Source organism: Myxococcus sp. RHSTA-1-4, assembly GCF_020037125.1.
In the GTDB taxonomy this organism is placed as follows: domain Bacteria; phylum Myxococcota; class Myxococcia; order Myxococcales; family Myxococcaceae; genus Myxococcus.
This window is the reverse complement of record NZ_JAIQDG010000027.1, coordinates 135,533-155,074: the sequence shown is the minus strand read 5'-3', so window position 1 is coordinate 155,074 and position 19,542 is coordinate 135,533. Positions and strand designations below refer to the sequence as shown.

The following is a 19,542-nucleotide window of genomic DNA, read 5'->3' as shown; positions in this document are numbered from 1 at the left end:
CCTACCGCGCCCGCGCGGCCTCCAGCAGCAGCCGCCGCTCCGCCGCCGCGATGACCCGCCGTGCCGCCTCCACCGCTCCCGGGTCCACGGAGATGGAGGTGATGCCCGCGCGCACCAGGTGCTCGGCGAACTCGGGGCGGTTGGACGGCGCCTGGCCGCAGAGGGACGCGGTGAGGCCGGCCTCGCGGCTGGCCCGGATGATGTGGATGATGGCGTCCAGCACCGCCGCGTCCGACTCGTCGAACAGCTCCGCGCACAGCTCCGAGTCCCGGTCCACCCCCAGCATGAGCTGCGTCAAGTCATTGGAGCCGATGGACACGCCGGTGATGCCCAGCTTCGCGTACTCGGGGATGCGGTAGACGACGGAGGGCACCTCCGCCATCACCCAGCGCTGCAAGCCCCGCTGCCGCCCCAGCGGGCTCCGGTCCATGGCCTCCAGGCACGCCTCCAGCTCCCACTTCGTGCGCACGAAGGGAATCATCACGTGCAGGTTGGGCGTCTCCTCGCGCACCCGGGCGAGCACCTCCAGCTCGAGCTGGAAGATTTCCGGCTCACGGAGGTACCGGTAGCAGCCGCGGTAGCCAATCATCGGGTTGGCCTCGGTGGGCTCGTACTCGGCGCCGCCCTCCAGCCCGCGGAACTCGTTGGTGCGGAAGTCCGTCGTCCGGTAGATGACGGGGCGCGGACGGAAGGCGCGGGTGATGTCCAGGAGCGAGCCGGCCAGCTTGTCCACGAACTCCTGGCGCCGGCCCAGGGCCAGCAGCCGCTTGGGGTGCACGCCCGCGAGCGCGTCGGTGAGCATGAACTCGGCGCGTAAGAGCCCCACGCCGTCCACCGGGAGCGCCGCCACCTCCTTCGCCTGCCCGGGCATGGCCAGGTTGACGTAGAGCCGGGTGGCGAGCGGCTCGGGCTCCGTGGCCACGGGGGCCCGGGACGGGGCGGCCTGCACGGGGGCCTGCCTCGCCGCCTCCAGCCCCGCGCGGACCTGGCCGGTGCTCCCGTCCACCGTCACGTCCTCGCCGTCGCGCAGCACCCGCGTGGCCGAGCGCGTCCCCACCACGCAGGGAATGCGCAGCTCGCGGCTGACGATGGCGGCGTGGCACGTCATGCCGCCGCTGTCGGTGATGATGGCGGCGGAGCGGCGGAGCGTGGGCACCCAGTCCGGAGACGTCATCGGCGCGACGAGAATCTCTCCCTGCCGCAGGTGCCGCCCCTCCTCGGGCCGGTGCAGCACGCGCACCTGGCCGGACACGACACCCGGCGAAGCCCCCAGGCCCGTGACGAGCGCCGGGCCCTTCACCTCGGCCGGCTTCTTCGGCGTCACCGCCTCCTCCACCAGCGTGGTGATGGGGCGCGACTGGACGAGGTACATGCGTCCGCCCGACTCCGCCCACTCCACGTCCTGGGGCGAGCCGTAGTGCTGCTCCACGCGCTGCCCCAGCCGCGCCAGCTCGAGTATCTCCTCGTCCGTCAGCACCCGGCGCCCGGCCTCCTCGGGGGACAGGTCGACGCGGCGCTCCTTCCCGTGGCTCTCGCGGACAATCTTGAAGTCCTTGTGGCCGATACGGGCCTCCAGGATGCGCAGGCGCCGCTTGTCCACCACGTACGTGTCGGGCTCCACCTGCCCACCGACGACGACCTCGCCGAGTCCGAAGGCGCCCTCGATGACGAGCCGGTCCCGGTTCCCCGTGGATGGGTCCACGGTGAACAGCACCCCCGAGCGAGACGAGTCCACCATCTCCTGCACCACCACGGCGAGGGTGGGCTCCTCGGACATGCCCTGGCTGCGGCGGTAGGCCACCACGCGCTGGCCGTAGGCGGAGCTCCAGCACTCGCGCACCCGGTCCAGCACGGCCTCGTCCCCGGCGACGTTGGTGTACGTCTCGTGCATGCCGGCGAACGAGGTGGCGGCGGTGTCCTCGGAGGTGGCGGACGAGCGGACGGCGACGGCCCGCTCCTTCCCGAGCTGGCGGTAGGCGGACAGGATGGCCGCACGCACGGGCGCGGGGATTTCCACCTGGCACACGCACTGCTTCAGCGCCTCGGAGTTCGCGGCGAGCGACTCCGGGTCATCCGGGTCGATGCGGTGCCAGAGCTCCGACAACTGGGAGCGGACGGACTCCATGGAGGCCCGGAAGGCGGCGGCGGTGATGACGAAGCCCCGGGGGACGGGCAGGCCGGCTCTTGTCAGCTCGCCCAGGTTGGCGCCCTTGCCGCCGGCGACGGGCGTGTCGCCACGCGACAGGGATTCGAACCAGAGGATGAGGGCCGGGGGCGCCTCCCGCTGGGAGAGCGCGGCCATTCCCGGGCCACCCTCCGCCGAAGGACCGTTCCTCGGGGTCGACGTCGTCTGCATGGCCGTGCTCCTTCGCGGGGCGTTGCCCCCGCGTTCCGCCCGGCCGGGCCGCCCCCGCGGACGACGGCCGCTCGCAGGGGCTCACCCCCGGGTTCGAGGCACCTGCCTGCCTCCGAGGGCAATTTCGGACCCGGGGCGCTGTTCGCGCAATTGCTCCGGCGGGCATGTGTCCTGGAGTGGCGGCCACGGGGGCGCACGGCTGCTCCGTGGCGAACATCGCGCCGCGAGGGGCGGGCTCTACCGCGCCACGCGCACGCCCTCCACCACGGCCTTCGCGATGGCGCGGCTGATGGGGTGCCCCAGCTTCAGCTCCACGTCGAGGTAGATGGGCGAGCTGTTGAGCTCCAGGAAGACGTAGTCGTCGCCGTGGTGCTTGATGTCGATGCCGGCGAAGGTGAGGCCGCAGGCGCGCGCCGCGCTCCGGCAGAACTGCTTCACGGGCTCGGGCAGCGGCACCTCGCGGTAGGCCGCGTTGCCACCGCTGTAGACAGGGTCCGCCCGGAAGTCGAGGTGCTGCTCGGGCGTGTCGATGGCCACGCACGACACCACCTCGTCGCCCACCAGCATGACGCGCAGGTCGTCCCCGCGGACGCGCTCCTGGAAGATGACGGGCGAGGTGGTGACTTCCTCCAGCCGCTCCAGCGCCTCGGCGTCGAGGCTCCGCGTGACGGCGCCGCCCATGATGGGCTTGAAGATGACGTCCTTCACCTCGGCGTGGAAGGCGCGGATGGCGGCCGGGTCATTGGAGATGAGCGTGCGCGGCACGCGCGCTCCCAGGCTGCGCAGCGCGTGGAGCTGGAAGGGCTTGTACTGCATGACGCTGGCGGCGTGCGGCCCGTTGACCAGCGAGACGCCCTGGTGGGCCAGCTTCAGCAGCCACGCCACGAAGTACGAGGCGCGCTCTCGGGTCTGCATGAAGTGGGTGTGCCAGTCCTCGTAGAGCACCAGCTCGCCGTCGTGCTCCAGGGCGGGGACGAAGGGGGCGGGGACGAAGCGCAGGTAGAAGCCCCGCAGGTCGTCCACGCGCTGCCCGAGGTAGTACGTCTCGTCGTCCTTCATGGACAGCGGCCAGCCGTGGTCGAGCGCCTCGCTGTCGATGACGACCGCCTCCGCGCCCAGGACTCCCGCCTCGTGTGCAACCGCCGCGCACTGCGGGTCATTGCCGTCACCGAAGATGCCGATTCTCAAGGTCACTCCCCCAGGGGGGCAGAGGTTCCGCTGCTTTTCCAGGCAACTACAATGGCCGGCGGACGACAATCCAGGTGTCCGCAGAGGGGGCATTCCGTGAGCAAGATTTCCAAGGGGCCGTCGTTCATCAAGTACGAGATGCCCAAGCCACCGACCCGGGGTGGCGGCATCAAGCCTCCGGGCGGGGGTGTCAAACCACCCATCACCACGAAGGCGCTCGGTGAGGAGGGTGGAGGCACCAAGCCGCCCATCACCACGAAGGCGCTCGGTGAGGAGGGCGGGACGAAGCCTCCGGTGACGACGCAGGCGACTGGCGAGGAGGGCGGGACGAAGCCTCCGGTGACGACGAAGGCGCTCGGCGAGGAGGGCGGAACGAAGCCTCCGGTGACGACGAAGGCACTCGGTGAGGAGGGTGGGGGTACCAAGCCGCCCATCACGACGATGGCCGTCGGCGAAGAGGGGGGCACCAAGCCGCCCATCACCACCAAGGCGCTTGGCGAGGAAGGCGGGACGAAGCCTCCTCCGGGCGGCGGTGTCACGACGCTCGCGGTGGGTGAAGAGGGTGGCACGAAGCCTCCTCCGGGTGGCGGTGTCACCACGAAGGCGCTTGGCGAGGAGGGTGGGACGAAGCCTCCCCCGGGTGGCGGCGTTACGACGCTCGCGGTGGGTGAAGAGGGCGGCACGAAGCCTCCTCCGGGCGGTGGAGTCACCACCAAGGCGCTCGGCGAGGAAGGCGGGACGAAGCCTCCTCCGGGCGGCGGAGTCACGACGCTCGCCGTCGGCGAGGAGGGTGGCACGAAGCCTCCTCCGGGCGGCGGAGTCACGACGCTCGCCGTCGGCGAGGAGGGTGGCACGAAGCCTCCTCCGGGTGGCGGCATCACGACCCTGGCCGTCGGCGAGGAGGGTGGTTCGAAGTAGCTGAGCCGCGTATCGGCGCCAGCATGAGAAGGGCCGGTTGCCACGAGGCGGCCGGCCCTTCTTCCGTATGGGGCCCCGGACCGGACGCTACGGGACGGGCGACGAGGTGCTGGGCTCCGCGCCGTGCCCGCGCCGGAATACGGCCTGGATGAGCTGCTTGGGGACCTCCAGCTCCATGACGGCGGCCTTGCCCTCGGGACGGGTATTCCAGGAGATGAGCTGACCGCGCAGGGAGTCGAGCGTGAGGGCCAGCGCCGGAGGCAGACCCTTGCGCGCCTCCGGGAAGGCCGCGAGCAGTGCGCCCGTGTCCACGCTGCCGGAGAAGATGGACGCGATGCTCCCCTCGGAAGGTGCGTTGAGCAGGGCGGGGAGATGGCGCTCCTTGTCCTGCGCGACGGTGATGCGAACCATCGTGCCGGAGTCGACGAAGTCGAGGTTGAGGTTGTCCGGAAGCGCGACCCGGGTGATGCGGGCGCCACCCGCGGTGTACGTGGTGCTCGCGAAGAGCTTCTTGTTCCGGCGGATGGCCTTCTTGTCCGCGTCCCTGAAGCCCTTGAGCACGGTGTTCAGCCGCGCGGTGAAGTCGGCGGGCTGCCGGTACTGATTGACCTGGTGGTAGATGAACCCGCTCCCGGACGGCTCCACCGCCATGGAGAGGGAGTCGGCCACCCAGAACACTCCAAAGAGCTCCTTGAAGAGGGCGCGCATCTGGTCGGGGCGGATGCCCGCCTTCGCGGCGTCGGCGAAGCCATTGTCCTTCTCGACTGCATCCAGGAGGTCATCCGTCAATCCCAGCATCCACCGCGACGTCTCCGTGGACGCGTAGGTGATGTCGACACGGCCCACGCTCGTGCGCGGGAAGGAGGGCCTGGGGAAGGGGGCGGCCTCCTCCGGGGCGAGCGGCTCGAGCGCGACGCGCAGACGCAACGCGGGAGTGGGCGCGGCGTCCATGACGGTGAGGTGCACGCGGTCCACCAGCTTCTCGATGAGGCGTGTGCCTATGGCATTGCCGAGCGCCTCGGCGTTGCCGGCCCCGTCGGAGGGGTCGCCTTGGCTCAGCATCTGCCGGAAGCTCGCCGGGTCCGTGGTCCGCCAGCGGTCGAGGTCGAGGTCGACCTCGGCGAGCACGCCCGGGGCGCCCAGGCGCTTGCCGACGGCCTCCGGGTCCACGGTGGTGATGTCCACCTTGCTGGCCCCCATGAGCAGGAAGCCCTCGGTGCGGCGGAAGAAATAGCCCCCGCGCTCCACGGTGTCGGACTTGGGGGAGAGGCGCCGGGCGCCGCGGTCCAGGAAGTCCCGCAGCGGCGCGACGCCCGGCTTGAGAGGGAAGAGCATGGTGGCGTTGGGCGAGTCCGCCCCGGGCTCGGTGGGGCCCATCCACATGCCGAGCGAGCCCGCGGCGCGCAGGCTCCCGGGCCCGAGGAAGGGCAGGTCGCCCTCGATGAACTCGCGGCGGAGGAAGGACGGCAGCGGGATGCCCAGTTCCTCGGCGGTGGCCTCCACTCGCTCCAGAGGCCCGGTCATCGCGGAGAGATAGGCGCCGGAGGCCTTCTCCTGCTGCTCCTGCGCGAGCGCCGGGGGACCGCCGAGCAGGAGACAGGCGCCCAGGAACCAGGGGACGCGGGTGCGGGAAGACGCCAGGCGCATTCGGAGACCTTTCCAGGGCTGTGGCTTCCAGTCCTGTTTTTGATTGTGCGCCAATTTTATATGCGAGACAGAGGCTCGGTTGCGAGGGGGCAGTCCTGGGCGGGCTGCCCTGGAATGGGCATCAACCTGATAGGTTCACCACGTTCGGATGAAGGTTGAAGGTTGGATGCCCATGCACGCGGAAGACTGGCAGGTGCGCCCCGGGGCGCTCGGGCCCGGGACGGAGGTGGGCTCCTGGCGCGTGGTGGAGCGGCTGGGCGTGGGCGGCTACGGGGCCGTCTACCGCGTGGAGGACATGACCCGTCCCGGGGACTTCTACGCGCTGAAGCTGGCGCTGCGGCGGGAGGATGAGCGCGCCGAGCGGGAGGTGCACCTGCTCATGACCCGGGGCATCCACCCGAACGTGGTGCGGCTTCATGCCTCCGGACGGTGGCCGCACCCGAGGACCGGGTACCTCTACTTCGTCATGGATTGGGTGCCGGGCCCGGCGCTGCACACCTGGGTGGAGACGGTGAACCCCACCGCCCGGCAGCTCGCGGAGACGCTTGGCAAGGTGGCCCTGGCGCTCGGGGCGCTGCACGACCGGAGTGTGCTGCACCGTGACTTCAAGCCCGAGCACGTCCTCATCCGTGAGAAGGACGGCGAGCCGATGCTGCTCGACTTCGGCGTGGGCCGGTATGCGGGCGCGGACACCGTCACGACCTCGGTGCTGCCTCCGGCCACCGTGCACCTGCTCAGCCCCGAGGCGGTGCGCTTCCTTCGCACCCACCACAAGCGCCCCGGTGCCCGCTACGAGGCCCGGGCCACCGATGACCTTCACGCGCTGGGCGTCAGCCTCTACCGTCTGGTGACGGGCCACTGGCCGTTCTCGCCCGAGCTGCCGGTGGACCTGCTCTACCTGGAGATGGAGAGCGTGATGCCGGCCGCGCCCGCGGACTTCAACCGCCGGGTGCCCCGTGCGCTCAGCGACATCATCCTGCGGTTGCTCGCGAAGAAGCCGGAGGCGCGGTTCCAGTCCGGCCACGAGGTGCATGCGGCGCTCGTGGCGGCGGTGGCCCTTGGCCATCGCGAGGAGTGGGAGCGGAGTCTGTTCGAATGGGAGGACGCGCTGGACGAGGCTGGAGCCGCGCGGCGGCGCATCCGGCTGCCCGAGGGGCCGACGCGGTCGACGACGCCGGCTCCCCGCGGGCTGGTGCTGGGGCCTGTCCTGTCCCAGTCTCGGCCCCATTGGAGGCGCCCGCGGGCGGTGCCGGCTCCGGGCTCGCGTGGGGCGCGGAGGCGGGGAGGGCTTTCGCCCGCTGTCCTCGTGGTGGCGCTGGCCGTCGCAGGCCTGGGGGCTTCAGCGGTGAGCGGGTGGCCATTGTCTCCCGTGGTGGAAGAGCCCGTCGCTTCGTTGGTGGCCATTGTGGCCGGAGGACCTCCCGAGGCCGTGGGCCATGAAGTGGCGCGGGAGGTGGAGCCCTCCGAGACTGCCGCCGCCGCAGCTCCGCCTCCGGCGGCCCCCACCCCTGCGGCCGTCGCCGCTCCCGCGACGCTCGTCGAGGACGAGGCTCCCGTGAAGAAGAAGCTGGCCACCGCACCTTCCATCCCCGCCACTCCGCGCAAGACTCCGGGCCTGGGCTCCGTGGGCAAGGCGCTCTGCGTGGGCGCCACGTCCGCGGCGCTGTCCTGCACCAGCGCCCCCGTGCGCGCGGAGCCTCCGTCCGAGAGTTGTCCTCCGGGGGCGGAGGCGGCCATGGAGAAGCTCGGCATCATCGTTGGCAACATCCACCCCGTGGACTTCCCCGGGACGCGGCGCGAGTACATCACCGTGCGCGAGGGCTACACCGAGGTCGAGGTGGTGGGCTACTGGTACAAGATGAAGTCACCCACGCGCCTCCGTGGACGGCTCATCATCGGGGAGACGCGCGTGTACGGTCGCATGACGGAGGCGCTCACGCCGGATGGGGAGCGCATCCCGGTCTGTATGCAGCTGCTTGGCAACGACAAGAACCGCGGCTTCATTCGCCAGCCGGGCGGAGGCCCCGATACCGCTCGGGTCTTCAGTGTCGGAAGTGTAAGGGCGGTCGACCGCTTCGAGTGAAGGCGGGCCGGAGACGTCGGCGGTGGAGGCACGACGTCGAGCGGGGGGAGTGGTAGGAGCGGGCGCCACGGAAGCCACCCAGGAGGTCACCTCGCGTGCTCCAGCCGACTGCCACCATGCTCCTACTCCTCGCCCTCCTCGTGGGGGGCTCCGCCGCCGCGCAGCCGACTCCGGTGCCTGAGGCTCCTGGAGTCCGCCACATCGAGCTGGCGGAGGATGGGGACCACCCCGCGCATGAGGTGGTCATCCGTCCGGGGCTGACCACCGCGTTCCGCTTTCACGGCGCGGTCATCGACAGGGAAACCGTGACGCTGCAAGGGCGCGAGCGACCGTGGGTGTCCATCGCGGATGAGTCGATTCTCCTCGTGCCCTCGGAGAAGGCCGTTCCCGGACAGCGCCTTCGGCTGACGGTGCCCTTCAAAGGGGATGTAGAGCCTGCCAGCGTCACCTTCACGCTCGTGGTGCATGCGGCCGAGGCCGAGCGGCAGGTGGAGGTCTACCGGCAGCGGCGTCCCTCCGAGTCTCTGCGAGCCGAGTTGAGGGAGAAGGACGCGCGGATCCGGGAGTGCCATGAGCAGATGGACCGTCTGCACGCCGGGCGGAAACACCCCGGAGGACTCTCGGCGCTGATTGCCGCTGGGCACATGGACGGCGAGGGTGTGGCCGCGCGGGAGCTCACAGGGGGCGACCTCCCGCAGCCTGGGGAAGCTCTCGAGGTGCGAACCGCCTGGAGCTACCGCTCCGCCAGGCGTGTGGCGGTGGAGTTGTGGCTGGAGGTCTCCGAAGGAGCAGGCCCCTGGAACGCGGAGAGAGCGAGGCTGCGAAGCGGGGCAGGTGAGGAGCTCACAGTGCTGTCGGTGTGGCAGGACGATTCCGTGTCCACCGGGGCGGCACGCCGCGTCATCGTGGAGGCGGACTCGACGAAGAACGTGGCTCACGTCCCCTTCGTCCTCACGCTGTGGGGCGAGGATGGTCGTCCCCCCGTTACCCTCAGCAACGTGACGTTCCTGTGAGCACCGTTCGTGACGGTCGAGGGGCCGCCCGTGATCGGCGGGAGCCTGGCAGGCCCGCGCGGAACGGAACTTCCATTCCAGACATGCGCGGCCCGGGGCGCGGCATGGAGGGAAGATGGGGGCCTTGGGCAGTGCGAGCCCGGCAGGTTCCCCGGAATGGAGGCTCCGTTCCAGGGAGGGGCGGCCAGGGAACGGGCATGGCGAGAAGTCGGGGCCTTGGGCAGTGAGGGCGGCAGGTCCCCCGGAATGGAGGTTCCGTTCCAGGGAGGGGCAGCCCGGGGACGGGCATGGCGGGAGGCGGGGCCTTGCGCGGTGAGGACCGGCAGGGCCCCGGAATGGACGCTCCGCTCCAGAAAGAGCAGGCCGGGGAGCATTGCCCCCCCAGGCCAGGGGGACGCGACGCCCGGTGGAAGGAACGTTCATTCCACTGGCGGGTGCAGCCGCGCGCGGCAGGTGCTTCAGGGACTTTCTCGGCCCCCCGGTCTCGAATGTCGCCATCTGGGCCGCCAGTGCCTCATGGCCTCCTGGATGATGGACGCCAGGTCCTTCCGGGCCTCGTTGGAGACGATGTCCGGCTCGCCGGCCTGTGGAAGCGCGCCCTCGTTCAGCACGTCGTAGATGGCGAACGCGTCACCCAGCCGGTCCAGACATCATCCTTGGCGTCCGCTTCCAAGACGTCCCGATGCGCATGGGATATGGCCACCGCCCAATCCGGTTCCCAATCAATGGCCATACTGTGCACCACCGCAGTCAGCACGGGGGCGCTCAGGATGCGCTCCGCATTCGGCCCCCTTGACGGCGGGTTCAGCACGCACGCGTTGGATGTTCGTCCTGTCGCATAGCTGCCGCAGAGCATGCTCAGAGAAACGAAGTCATCACGGGTGCCATCATTGTAGGCCGAGACCCTCAGCCCCAGGTGCTCGATGGCCGGTCCCCCGGGTTCCCGATTGACGCCGCGCCGGAACGCCTCGGTGAGGGCAGTGAAGTCGGGTGGCATGAGGGGCGTCTTGCGGCCCCGGCCGCGCGGCTTGGGAATCTTGTTCCAACTGGCGAGCAGGGGGGCGCACGAAGCCAGCAGATTGAGAAACGTCACCGCGCGCCGGGCGCACTCCTCAGGGGACTCCTTCCGGGGGCCCCAGTAGGCGCCGGCATAGTAGGTCTCAATGGGGGGACGGGGGCTGGGCATGTCGGTCACGCAGGTTGCTTATCAGCGAGCCCGGGGATGAATGTCGGCAAGGCGCGCACGGAGAAGTACGGCGGGCCCGGCGGTGCTGATTCATGAGCAGGCCGTCTGCTCATGCCCTGCCGGGTGTACCCATCATCCGATGAGATACAGGCCAGACAGACAGCGTCTCGTCTGTATGCCATTACTGAACACTGTCACCCTCTCGCTGTCCATTGCGAAGCGGTCGGCGCCATGGGCCGCCAGGGGTCTGATTGACGGGTGAGAGGCCCGTCCCCAGTCTCGCGCCACCGTGGAGGAACCCGTGATGCGAATCGTGCGGCGCGCGGCCAGCGGGCTGTTGGCGTTGTGGTGTCTCTACGCACTCCCGGCGGGTGCGCAGGACGAGGAGAAGCCTTCCGGGCCCTCCCTGGAAGTCTTCGGCTTCGCGATGACGGACACGGGCTACAACTTCGGGACCATCGACCCCGACTGGTTCGACGTCGTGCGGCCCACCAAGCTGCCCTCATTCGATGGCGAGTTCGGCGGCGAGGGACGCTTCTTCTTCGGCGTCCGGCAGAGCCGGTTCGGAATGAAGAGCCTGCTGCCCACCGGGCTGGGCGACTTGAAGGTCCACCTCGAGGCGGAGTTGTTCGGAGTCGGCGACGACGCGGGGCAGACCACCTTCCGGTTGCGGCACGCCTTCGGCGAGCTGGGGCAGTTCGGCGCGGGACAGACCTGGAGCGGGTTCATGGACCCCGACGTGTTCCCCAACTCCATCGAGTACTGGGGACCCAACGGGATGGTGTTCTTCCGGAATGCACAGATCCGCTGGCGCCCGCTCCAGGGCATGGGCCACCAGGTGCACCTTTCCGTCGAGAGCCCGGGAGGCGCGGCGGACGTCGACGACTACTCCCAGCGGCTCGAGCTGGAGGACGTCACCCCGCGCTTTCCCGCTCCCGACTTCGTGGCCCACTACCGGTACACCGGCGCCTTCGGCCATGTGCAGCTGGCGGGAATCCTCCGCTACCTCAAGTGGGACGACCTGGGCACCGACGCGCTCGACCTGTCCGGAGAGGTGGTCGGCTGGGGCGCCAACCTGAGCTCGAACCTGAAGCTCCCCTGGTTGCAGGCGGTGCTCAAGCTTCAAGTCGTCTACGGCTCCGCCATCGAGAACTACATGAACGACGCCGGGGCGGACATCGCCGTCAAGACGAACCCGGCGGATGCGGACCGGCCCGTGGAGGGCGTGGGCCTGGAGGTGCTGGGCACGGTCGCCTTCCTCGACCTGTCCTGGAACTCGTGGCTGACCAGCACGCTCGGGCACTCGTTCGTGGAGGTGCTCAACTCGAACGGCCAGAACGACAGGGCCTTCAGCGCGGGGCACTACGCCCTGGCGAACGTGCTGGTCCACCCCAACGAGAACTTCTTCTTCGGTCCGGAGTTCCAGTGGGGCCAACGCCGGAACTTCCGGGACGGGTGGACCTACGACGACTACCGCGTGCAGTTCTCGATGAAGTACTCGTTCAGCCACAAGTTCCAGAAAGGGAAGTGACCGCCTACCGCCGGGTGGGACCCGGCGAGGGACGCTGCGCGACGCGGAAGACGCTGCCGCCGAGCTCGCCCACGATGGAATCGATGGCCTTCTGCGCCCGCACGCTGTTGCCCGCCTCATCCAGGCGCGGAGAGAACGCGGCCACCGCATACTTGCCCGGCACCACCGCGACAATGCCGCCGCCCACGCCGCTCTTGGCGGGCACCCCCACCTCGAAGGCCCACGCGCCGGAGTCCTCGTAGAGCCCGGCGGTCATCATCAACGCGAGGGTCCGCTCGGCCACGTCGGGGCTCACCACCCGCTTGCCGGTGAGGGGATTGACTCCGCCCGTCGCGAGCGTGGCCCCCATCATGGCCAGGTCCTTCACATTCACCGCCACCGAGCACTGGCGCGTGTAGACATCGAGCGCCTCCGCCGGGTTGCCCGGAATCACCTCATACGCCTTGAGCAGATCCGCGATGGAGCGATTGCGGGTGTTGGTCGCCGCCTCGGACTTGTAGATCTCCTGGTCCATCACGAGGTTCCGCCCCGCGAACGCGCCGAGGGTGTCCAGGACGCTGCTCCACCGTGCATCGGCGTTGGCCGCCTTCAGGTTCCCCACCGCGGCGATGGCTCCCGCGTTCACCAGGGGATTTCCGGTGGGAGGATCCTTGGCCTCCTTGTTCCGCTCGATGGCTTCGATGGAGTTGAAGGCCTCGCCGGTGGCGTTCACCCCCAGCTTCTCCTCCACCTGCTGGATTCCCATCTCGGACATCAGCTTCGCCGCCACGAAGGGCTTGGAGATGGACTGGATGGAGAAGGCCTGGCCGGTATCTCCGATGGAGAAGACGCGTCCGTCCACGGTGAGGATGGCAATCCCGAACAGGTTCGGGTCCACCTTGGCGAGCGCCGGGATGTAGTCGGCGTTCTTGCCTTCGGTGACTCCCTTGTTGGCCGTATAGGCCCGCTGCATCGCCGACTGGAGCTCCGCGTCGGTGGGGAGCCCGGCCGCCGGGGGGGGACGAGGGCGTGTGGTGGGTTGCGCGGGTGCCTGCGCCGAAGCACCAGCCGCCGCCAGCACGGCGACTGCCACGAGTAGAGCTCTCCAGCTGGAGCGGTTGCCTGCACGCATGGGGATTCCTCCGGTTTCCGACAGCCTCCAGCGGAAATCGTAGGTCGATGTCCTCGGGAGGACAGCGTTCGGGAGGGTGTCTCATGCGCCCGGCCCGAAGGCCGCGACGCGAGAGGGCGTCCATCCGATGCGTTGGCGTGTCGTGGATTCGCCCCCACGCCCGCTTCGTCTTCCGCGAGTCATCCCCCGGCACCGCGGTGCATTGTCCGGTGGGAATGGCGTGCCTAGCGTGCTCCCCCTGGCCGGAGGCCCACCATGCCGCGAGCGCCCATTTCGATGAACGTGCATGGCCCGTGGCTCGCGCTCGGCCTGCTCGCGGCGACGGGCGCCGCGGGACAAACCGCCCAGCGGTCCTTCCTGTTCAATGACTCCCACGTGCACCTGACCAACTACGTCCAGGAAGGCACCGACATCCGCGACATGCTGCGGGTGATGGGAAACAAGGTCGGCCGGGCCACCCTGTTTGGCATTCCCCTCCAGCAGCAGTGGTCCCATCGGGTCTCCGGGGAGTTCGCTCCCACCTACTACCTGCAGACCGACGCACCGCTCTACTACTACTCCTTCACCGACGCGTTCATCGCCAATGCCTATCTGTCCCTGCCCAGGGAGCAGCGAGCGCGTTTCGACCCGATGATTACCGGCTTCAACCCCACCGACATGTACGCGGTCGATCACATCCGGCGGGTGCTCACGCTCTATCCCGGTGTGTTCAGCGGCATCGGCGAGTTCACCATCCACAAGGAGTTCGTGTCGGCGAAGGTCGCCGGCGAAGTCGCCAGCCTGACCGACCCGGCCGTCGACCGCATCCTGGACTTCGCGGGCGAGGTGGGGCTGCTGGTGATTCTCCACAACGACATCGACGTGCCCTTCGCCGAGCGGGAGAAGGCGCCGGTCCACTTCGAGCAGCTCAAGGCCCTGTTCCGGCGCCATCCGAAGACCCCCATCATCTGGGCGCACCTGGGCGTCGGCCGGGTCGTGCGTCCGGTGCTCCATCACCTCGTGCTGGTGGAGGAGATTCTCGCGGACCCGGAGCTTCGCCACGTGCACATGGACTTCTCCTGGAGCGAGGTCGCGAAGTATGCCGTGGCCACTCCGGAGACGACACGGCGGGTGGCGGAGACAATCACCCGATATCCAGACCGCTTCCTCTTCGGCACCGACGAGGTCGCTCCCGCCAACCAGGCCGACTATCTGCGCGTCTACGAGCAGTACGCTCCGGTGCTGGAGCTGCTGGCACCGGACGTCCGCGAGAAGCTGCTCAAGGGCAATCACGAGCGCCTGTTCGACGCGGCCCGGGTGAAGGTCCGCGCGTGGGAGCGCTCCCAACGCAACCGCTCTGCTTCCCCCTAGTGCGCCATGCTCTCCACGCTCCGTCGACACTCCCTCGGCCCCCTGCTGGTGATGCTCGCCAGCGCCTCGGCAGTCGTTCCCCTGCGCGCCCAGGCCCAGGATGAAGCCCAGGTCGAGCCACCGGCACAGCGTGAGCCCGCCGACCAGGACCTGGAGCCCGCCGAGAATGCCATTGCCGGCGAGTTCAGGCCGGCCCGGGGCTTTCAAGTCCTGGAGACCGAATATGGCAGTCTGAACATCAGCCTCTATGGGTTGGTGCGCTATCTGAATCAACTTCCGGCGGAGCAGACGTTCGTCGACCATCTGGGACGAGAGCGCGAGGTCAAGACCCGCAACGACATCAACTGGCACCGCACGATGATCTGGTTCTCGGGCTTCGCGCTCCATCCGCGCCTGACCTACACGCTCACCGTCTGGTCGCTGCCCACCACCCAGCAGACGCTGGCCTTCGGCAACCTGCAGTTCAAGTTCAACAGGTTCCTCACGCTGGGCGCCGGAATCGGTCCCACGCTCACCTCCCGTTCGATGCAGGGCTCCCATCCGTTCTGGGCCTCGAGCGACCGGCAGATGGGAGACGAGTTCTTTCGAGGAGGGTTCTCCTCCGGTGTGTGGGCGAAGGGCGAGCCCCTCTCCCGGCTGTTCTACACGGTCTCCGTGAACACGAACCTGAGCCAGCTTGGTATCACCGCCACCAATGACGCCCGCGACCTGGCCTACAGCGCGTCCCTCGCGTGGATGCCCACCACCGGCGAGTTCGGCCTGCGGGGCGGGCTGGCGGACTTCGAGGAGCACTCGCGGGTCGCCACCCGCTTCGGCATCTCCGCCGCGCACGCGCGGGAAGACCGGGCGAACCAGCTGGGCCTGCCCCCCAACGAGACCCAGATTCGTCTCTCGGACGGACTGCTGGCGTTCGAAGATGGCGCGCTCGCGGACGGAGTGACGGTCCAGAAGCTCACGTACCAGGTGCTGGCGCTCGACGCCGGGGCGAAGTACCGCGGCTTTACGTTACAGGGGGAGTACTTCTTCCGCCGGCTCTCGGACTTCCTGGCCACCGGGCCGGTGCCGCACGAGTCCATCTTCGACCACGGCTTCTTCGCCCAGGCGATGTACATGGCCGTCCCGAAGTACCTGGGCGTGTATTCCACCGGCTCGCTGGTCTTCGACGATTTCGGCCGGAAGCCCTGGGAGCTGTCGGGAGGTGTCAGCGTGTTCCCCATGGCCGCGCGAAGCTGGAGGCTGAACCTGCACTTCATCTACGTCCGGAAGAGCCCTACCGGGTCCAACTTCGGCTTCTACACCGCGGGGCAGACCGGACCGACCCTCTCGATTGGCACCGACATCCTGCTCTGAGGCGCGACCTCCATTCTATTGGCACCCGGTCGACCTGTTGGACAAGGCGCTGACAGATGCGCGCCGAACCGGTAGAGCAGGGGCATGGACTCGAGCTCCCACCCAGGCGTACCCGCTCCCGACTTCAAGGAGGCGCTGTCCCGGTGGGCGAGCGGTGTGTCCGTCGTCGCCGTTCGCGACGCGCAGGGCATCGCGGCGATGACGGTGAGCTCCTTCAGCTCGCTCTCGCTGGAGCCCCCGCTCGTCCTGGTCGCGCTCAAGGAGGGCTCGCGGACGCTGAAGCGCGTGGAGTCGTCCGAGCGCTTCACGGTGAGCGTTCTGTCCTCCGCCCAGCAGGAGGTCTCGGCCCGGTGCGCGCGCGGCGAGGCCGAGGAGGCCGCGTTCGATGAAAACGCCCGGGTCCGGGACTCCCTCGTCGGGCTCTCGTGCGCGCTGCATGACCTGCGCCGCTACGGAGACCACCTGCTGCTCGTCGGCCGGGTGGTGGCCGTCCACCGTGGCGTGGACGGAGAGCCGCTCCTTTATTGGAACCGCGCGTACCGCGCGCTGAAGTAGGAACCCAAACGCACCACGAAAGGACACACCCGTGCCGTTCAAGCTGCCCGACCTTCCCTTCGCGAAGGATGCCCTCGCCCCCCACGTCAGCGCGGAGACGCTCGAGTACCACCACGGCAAGCACCACGCCGCGTACGTGACGAACCTCAACAAGCTGCTCGAGGGCAAGCCGGAGGCCGAGAAGTCGCTCGAGGAGGTCATCCTCTCCAGCGAGGGAGGTGTCTTCAACAACGCCGCCCAGGTGTGGAACCACACCTTCTACTGGCACTGCATGAAGCCGAACGGCGGCGGGCGGCCGACGGGCGCGCTCGCGGACGCCATCAACCGTGACTTCGGCTCGTTCGAGAAGTTCCGCGAGGAGTTCGCCAACGCCGCCGCCACCCAGTTCGGCTCGGGCTGGGCCTGGCTCGTGCTCGAGGGCGGCAAGCTCAAGGTGACCAAGACGGGCAACGCCGACCTGCCGATGAAGCACGGCCAGAAGGCCCTGCTCACCATCGACGTGTGGGAGCACGCGTACTACATCGACTACCGCAACGCCCGTCCCAAGTACATCGACACCTTCCTCGAGAAGCTCGTGAACTGGGACTTCGTCGCCCAGAACCTCAAGGGCGCCTGAGGCTCGCGTCCCGGGCAGCGCGGAGGAGGCTGACCGGGGCCCGGCTGGATGGCCGGCGGCCCGCCCCTGGGCCGCCGTGCGCATGTTCCTTCCCATGGAGCGACTCCACGGGCGAGGACACGCGTGAGCTGGGCACGTCCCACGCTGGAGGGCCTGGCGCGGTTCAGCGGGCAGTGCCTGCTGGTGGCCGCCTTCCTGTATGTCGTGGCCTATGTCGTCCGGAGCGTGCCGCTCGTCTTCCTGTCGTTATTCGTGGCGCTGCTGCTCACCACGCTGCTCCAGGCGCCGGCGGAGTGGCTCGCGCGGCACCGCTTTCCGCGCAGTCTGGCGGCGCTGGTCCCCCTGGTGCTCGGCCTCGGGCTCGTCGGTGGGCTGCTCGCCTTCATCATCCCCAGGATGGTGGACCGGATTTCGGCGCACGCCGATATGCTGGCTCAGCGGGCGCAGGACCTGGCGACGTCCCTCACGCGCCTGCTCCCGGGCGAGCAGGCCGCGCTGGATGCGCTGGGCGCCCAGGCCGAGCGGTGGGTGCGGGAGAATGCCCAGGCGCTCGCCATGGGGGCGGCCAGCGGGCTGACGGCGCTCGTCTCGGTGGTGAGCGGCGTGCTGCTGGTGCTCGTCCTCACCTTCTTCTTCGTGCGGGATGGGGGGCGGATGCTGCGCGCGACGTTCTCGCTGCTGCCTCCCCGGCGGCGCAGGCTGGCTTCCGCCGCCTCCAGCAGGGCGTGGCGGACGCTGAGCCAATGGGTGCGTGGCACGCTGCTGGTGGCGCTCGCCGACGCGGTGGGCATCGGCGCCGGGTTGCTGCTGCTCGGAATCCCCCTGGCGCTGCCGCTGGCGCTGCTCGTCTTCCTGGGCGCCTTCGTGCCCGTCATCGGCGCGCTGGTGACGGGCGTGCTGGCGGTGCTGGTGGCCTGGGCCACGGTGGGCACCCGGGAGGCGCTCTTCACCCTGGGCATCGTGCTCGCGGTCCAGCAGCTCGAGGGCAACGTCCTCCAGCCGCTGGTGATGGGCCGCGTCCTGCCGCTCCACCCGGCGGTGCTGCTGCTGGCCGTCACCGCGGGGGCGCTGGCCGGTGGCATCGCAGGGGCCTTCGTCTCGGTACCGCTGCTGGCCATGGTGACGGCGGGCACCCAGGCCTTCCTCGCCGAGGGCCGCAAGCTGCGTACCCGCGAGCGGGAGCGGCCGGAGGAGCGCGGCGGACCGGATGCCGGGGTGCCGCTGGAGCATTGAGCGGACTCAATGGGGGCCATGCCCCTGCGGGTTGGCGTGCTCGGCCCTCATGGCCTCGCGTCCGTCCTCGAAGGCGCGCTCGACGCTCGCTTCCAGCAGCGAGAGCTGCCGCACCAGCTCACCACGCCGGAAGGCCGGGGCCACCCTCAGCAGGTCCTCCAGCAGGAAGCGCAGGCGCCCGGCAATCTGGATGGAGCCCTCGCCGTACTCGCGTATCTCATCCACGGCGAGCCGCACGTAGGCGTCCCAGTCCGGCCGCGGGCAGATGAGCCGCAAGGCCCCATCCTCGTCCTTTCGCAGCGGAGTGGGGAAGCGCCGGCGGCTCATGCACCGCAGCAGGTCATGAAGCTGGTCGATGACCTGCACGGCCGTGGTGGGGTCGTTGATGCCGGGTGAGAGGGCCCGCTCGGCGATGTCGACGAGCTGGCGGAAGCCGAAGGCCGCGTCCTGCCGGAGGGTGCGCTCCCGGTCGATGCCGACCCGCTCCGTCAGGGCCTTCACGTCGAGCGCCGAGGCCTCACCCCACACCTCGAAGAGCGGGCCGCCCTGGGGGACGAAGTCGCCCATCATCGGCACCAGCGCGACGGTGACGCGGGCCTGCTTCGCGCACGCGAGGAGGCGGTCCTCGTCCACGGACACGAGCACTCCGGAAGCGGCGGGGGACGGCACGATGAGGGAGGCAGGCTCCTCGGGCCACGTGGTGCGCGGGTCCTCCATGTCCTCGCCCACGCCCTCCGGGTACATGCGCTCCAGTGTGAGGCGCGTCTCGTCGTGGATGCGGGAGAGGATGACCACGGCGCGAATGGACTGCGCGACGTGGTGGATGAAGTAGATGAAGGTGCCCACGCAGAGCAGGGCGAGCACGACCGCGAGCCAGACCGACAGGGACGGAACATGGCTCTCGATGTCCAGCCCCTCCGCCGTGCCCCGCACGCTGCGCAGGCTCAGCAGCGCGTAGACGAACGTGCCCATGAAGATGCCCAGGGAGAACTGGCTCCGCCGGTCCCGCAGGAAGTTGCGGAGGATGCGCGGGGAGAACTGGTTGCTGGCCTGCTGGAGCACGAGGATGGTGACGGAGAAGACGAGGCCCGCGAACGTCATCATCGACGAGGCCACCGCGGAGAGCACCGAGCGGGCGCCCTCGGGCCCCCCGCGGAAGAGGTACCAGGCGTGCTCATGCTGGGGGAGGCGTGCGTCGACGGCCCCGACGCCCTGGGACAGGCCGATGGCCCCCGCCACACAGAGCGACGGAACCAGCCAGTAGCTCGTGCCGATGCGCTCGGTGAGGCGTGCGAGTCGCTGATTCATGGTTGCTCGGCCGGTGGGGACGCGCGGGCCGCCGGGGATGGCGGTGTCGCGGGAGCCCGCCTCAATCCTGGCCACGCTGTCGTGAGGCGGGAGGGGC

At 69.6% G+C, this 19,542-nt stretch carries 15 protein-coding genes; 9 read left to right on the top strand and 6 right to left on the bottom strand.

Features of this window, described 5'->3' with window-relative positions:
- Position 1 precedes the first annotated feature (1 nt).
- The gene (ppsA, locus tag K8638_RS31395; RefSeq protein ID WP_370644152.1) at positions 2-2,356 is read right to left on the bottom strand and encodes a phosphoenolpyruvate synthase; all 2,355 of its coding nucleotides are present in this window, start codon (positions 2,354-2,356) and stop codon (positions 2-4) included.
- Positions 2,357-2,593: 237 nt separating this feature from the next.
- Positions 2,594-3,544 (bottom strand): RimK family alpha-L-glutamate ligase, encoded by a 951-nt coding sequence (locus K8638_RS31390; RefSeq protein ID WP_223758355.1) that lies wholly within the window; start codon positions 3,542-3,544, stop codon positions 2,594-2,596.
- A gap of 96 nt (positions 3,545-3,640) precedes the next feature.
- Between K8638_RS31390 and K8638_RS31385 the strand changes: the two genes are divergently transcribed.
- Positions 3,641-4,462 carry a hypothetical protein gene (locus tag K8638_RS31385; protein WP_223758354.1) on the top strand — a complete coding sequence of 274 codons (822 nt, stop codon included), beginning with the start codon at positions 3,641-3,643 and terminating at the stop codon, positions 4,460-4,462.
- A gap of 87 nt (positions 4,463-4,549) precedes the next feature.
- Here the strand turns inward: K8638_RS31385 and K8638_RS31380 are convergent, their stop codons facing one another.
- A complete protein-coding gene (locus K8638_RS31380; protein WP_223758353.1) occupies positions 4,550-6,109 on the bottom strand; it encodes a hypothetical protein in 1,560 nt (519 codons plus the stop codon).
- 172 nt (positions 6,110-6,281) lie between these two features.
- On the opposite strand from K8638_RS31380, the gene K8638_RS31375 reads away from it, so the two are divergent.
- Positions 6,282-8,192 (top strand): serine/threonine-protein kinase, encoded by a 1,911-nt coding sequence (locus tag K8638_RS31375; protein WP_223758352.1) that lies wholly within the window; start codon positions 6,282-6,284, stop codon positions 8,190-8,192.
- A 95-nt stretch (positions 8,193-8,287) separates the two neighbouring features.
- A complete protein-coding gene (locus K8638_RS31370) occupies positions 8,288-9,205 on the top strand; it encodes a DUF2381 family protein (protein WP_223758351.1) in 918 nt (305 codons plus the stop codon).
- 604 nt (positions 9,206-9,809) lie between these two features.
- On the opposite strand, the gene K8638_RS31365 is transcribed toward K8638_RS31370, so the two are convergent.
- A complete protein-coding gene (locus tag K8638_RS31365; RefSeq protein WP_370644154.1) occupies positions 9,810-10,391 on the bottom strand; it encodes an Imm52 family immunity protein in 582 nt (193 codons plus the stop codon).
- Between the two features lie 304 nt (positions 10,392-10,695).
- Here K8638_RS31365 and K8638_RS31360 point away from each other — a divergent pair, with 304 nt between their 5' ends.
- Positions 10,696-11,922, top strand: a complete 1,227-nt coding sequence (locus K8638_RS31360) for a DcaP family trimeric outer membrane transporter (protein ID WP_223758372.1) — start codon at positions 10,696-10,698, stop codon at positions 11,920-11,922.
- Positions 11,923-11,926: 4 nt separating this feature from the next.
- Here K8638_RS31360 and glsA read toward each other — a convergent pair whose 3' ends face one another.
- Positions 11,927-12,994 carry a glutaminase A gene (gene glsA / locus K8638_RS31355; protein WP_223758349.1) on the bottom strand — a complete coding sequence of 356 codons (1,068 nt, stop codon included), beginning with the start codon at positions 12,992-12,994 and terminating at the stop codon, positions 11,927-11,929.
- Positions 12,995-13,288: 294 nt separating this feature from the next.
- Here glsA and K8638_RS31350 point away from each other — a divergent pair, with 294 nt between their 5' ends.
- The 5 genes from K8638_RS31350 to K8638_RS31330 all read left to right on the top strand — a co-directional run bounded on the left by K8638_RS31350 (position 13,289) and on the right by K8638_RS31330 (position 18,137).
- Positions 13,289-14,383 carry an amidohydrolase family protein gene (locus K8638_RS31350; protein WP_223758348.1) on the top strand — a complete coding sequence of 365 codons (1,095 nt, stop codon included), beginning with the start codon at positions 13,289-13,291 and terminating at the stop codon, positions 14,381-14,383.
- A 6-nt stretch (positions 14,384-14,389) separates the two neighbouring features.
- The gene (locus K8638_RS31345; protein ID WP_223758347.1) at positions 14,390-15,733 is read left to right on the top strand and encodes a hypothetical protein; all 1,344 of its coding nucleotides are present in this window, start codon (positions 14,390-14,392) and stop codon (positions 15,731-15,733) included.
- Positions 15,734-15,817: 84 nt separating this feature from the next.
- On the top strand, positions 15,818-16,288 hold the full coding sequence (locus K8638_RS31340) for a flavin reductase family protein (protein WP_223758346.1): 471 nt from the start codon (positions 15,818-15,820) through the stop codon (positions 16,286-16,288).
- Between the two features lie 31 nt (positions 16,289-16,319).
- Positions 16,320-16,904 carry a superoxide dismutase gene (locus tag K8638_RS31335; RefSeq protein WP_223758345.1) on the top strand — a complete coding sequence of 195 codons (585 nt, stop codon included), beginning with the start codon at positions 16,320-16,322 and terminating at the stop codon, positions 16,902-16,904.
- Between the two features lie 123 nt (positions 16,905-17,027).
- Positions 17,028-18,137, top strand: a complete 1,110-nt coding sequence (locus tag K8638_RS31330) for an AI-2E family transporter (RefSeq protein ID WP_223758344.1) — start codon at positions 17,028-17,030, stop codon at positions 18,135-18,137.
- A 6-nt stretch (positions 18,138-18,143) separates the two neighbouring features.
- On the opposite strand, the gene K8638_RS31325 is transcribed toward K8638_RS31330, so the two are convergent.
- Positions 18,144-19,445 (bottom strand): DUF2254 domain-containing protein, encoded by a 1,302-nt coding sequence (locus K8638_RS31325; protein WP_223758343.1) that lies wholly within the window; start codon positions 19,443-19,445, stop codon positions 18,144-18,146.
- Positions 19,446-19,542: the final 97 nt, after the last annotated feature.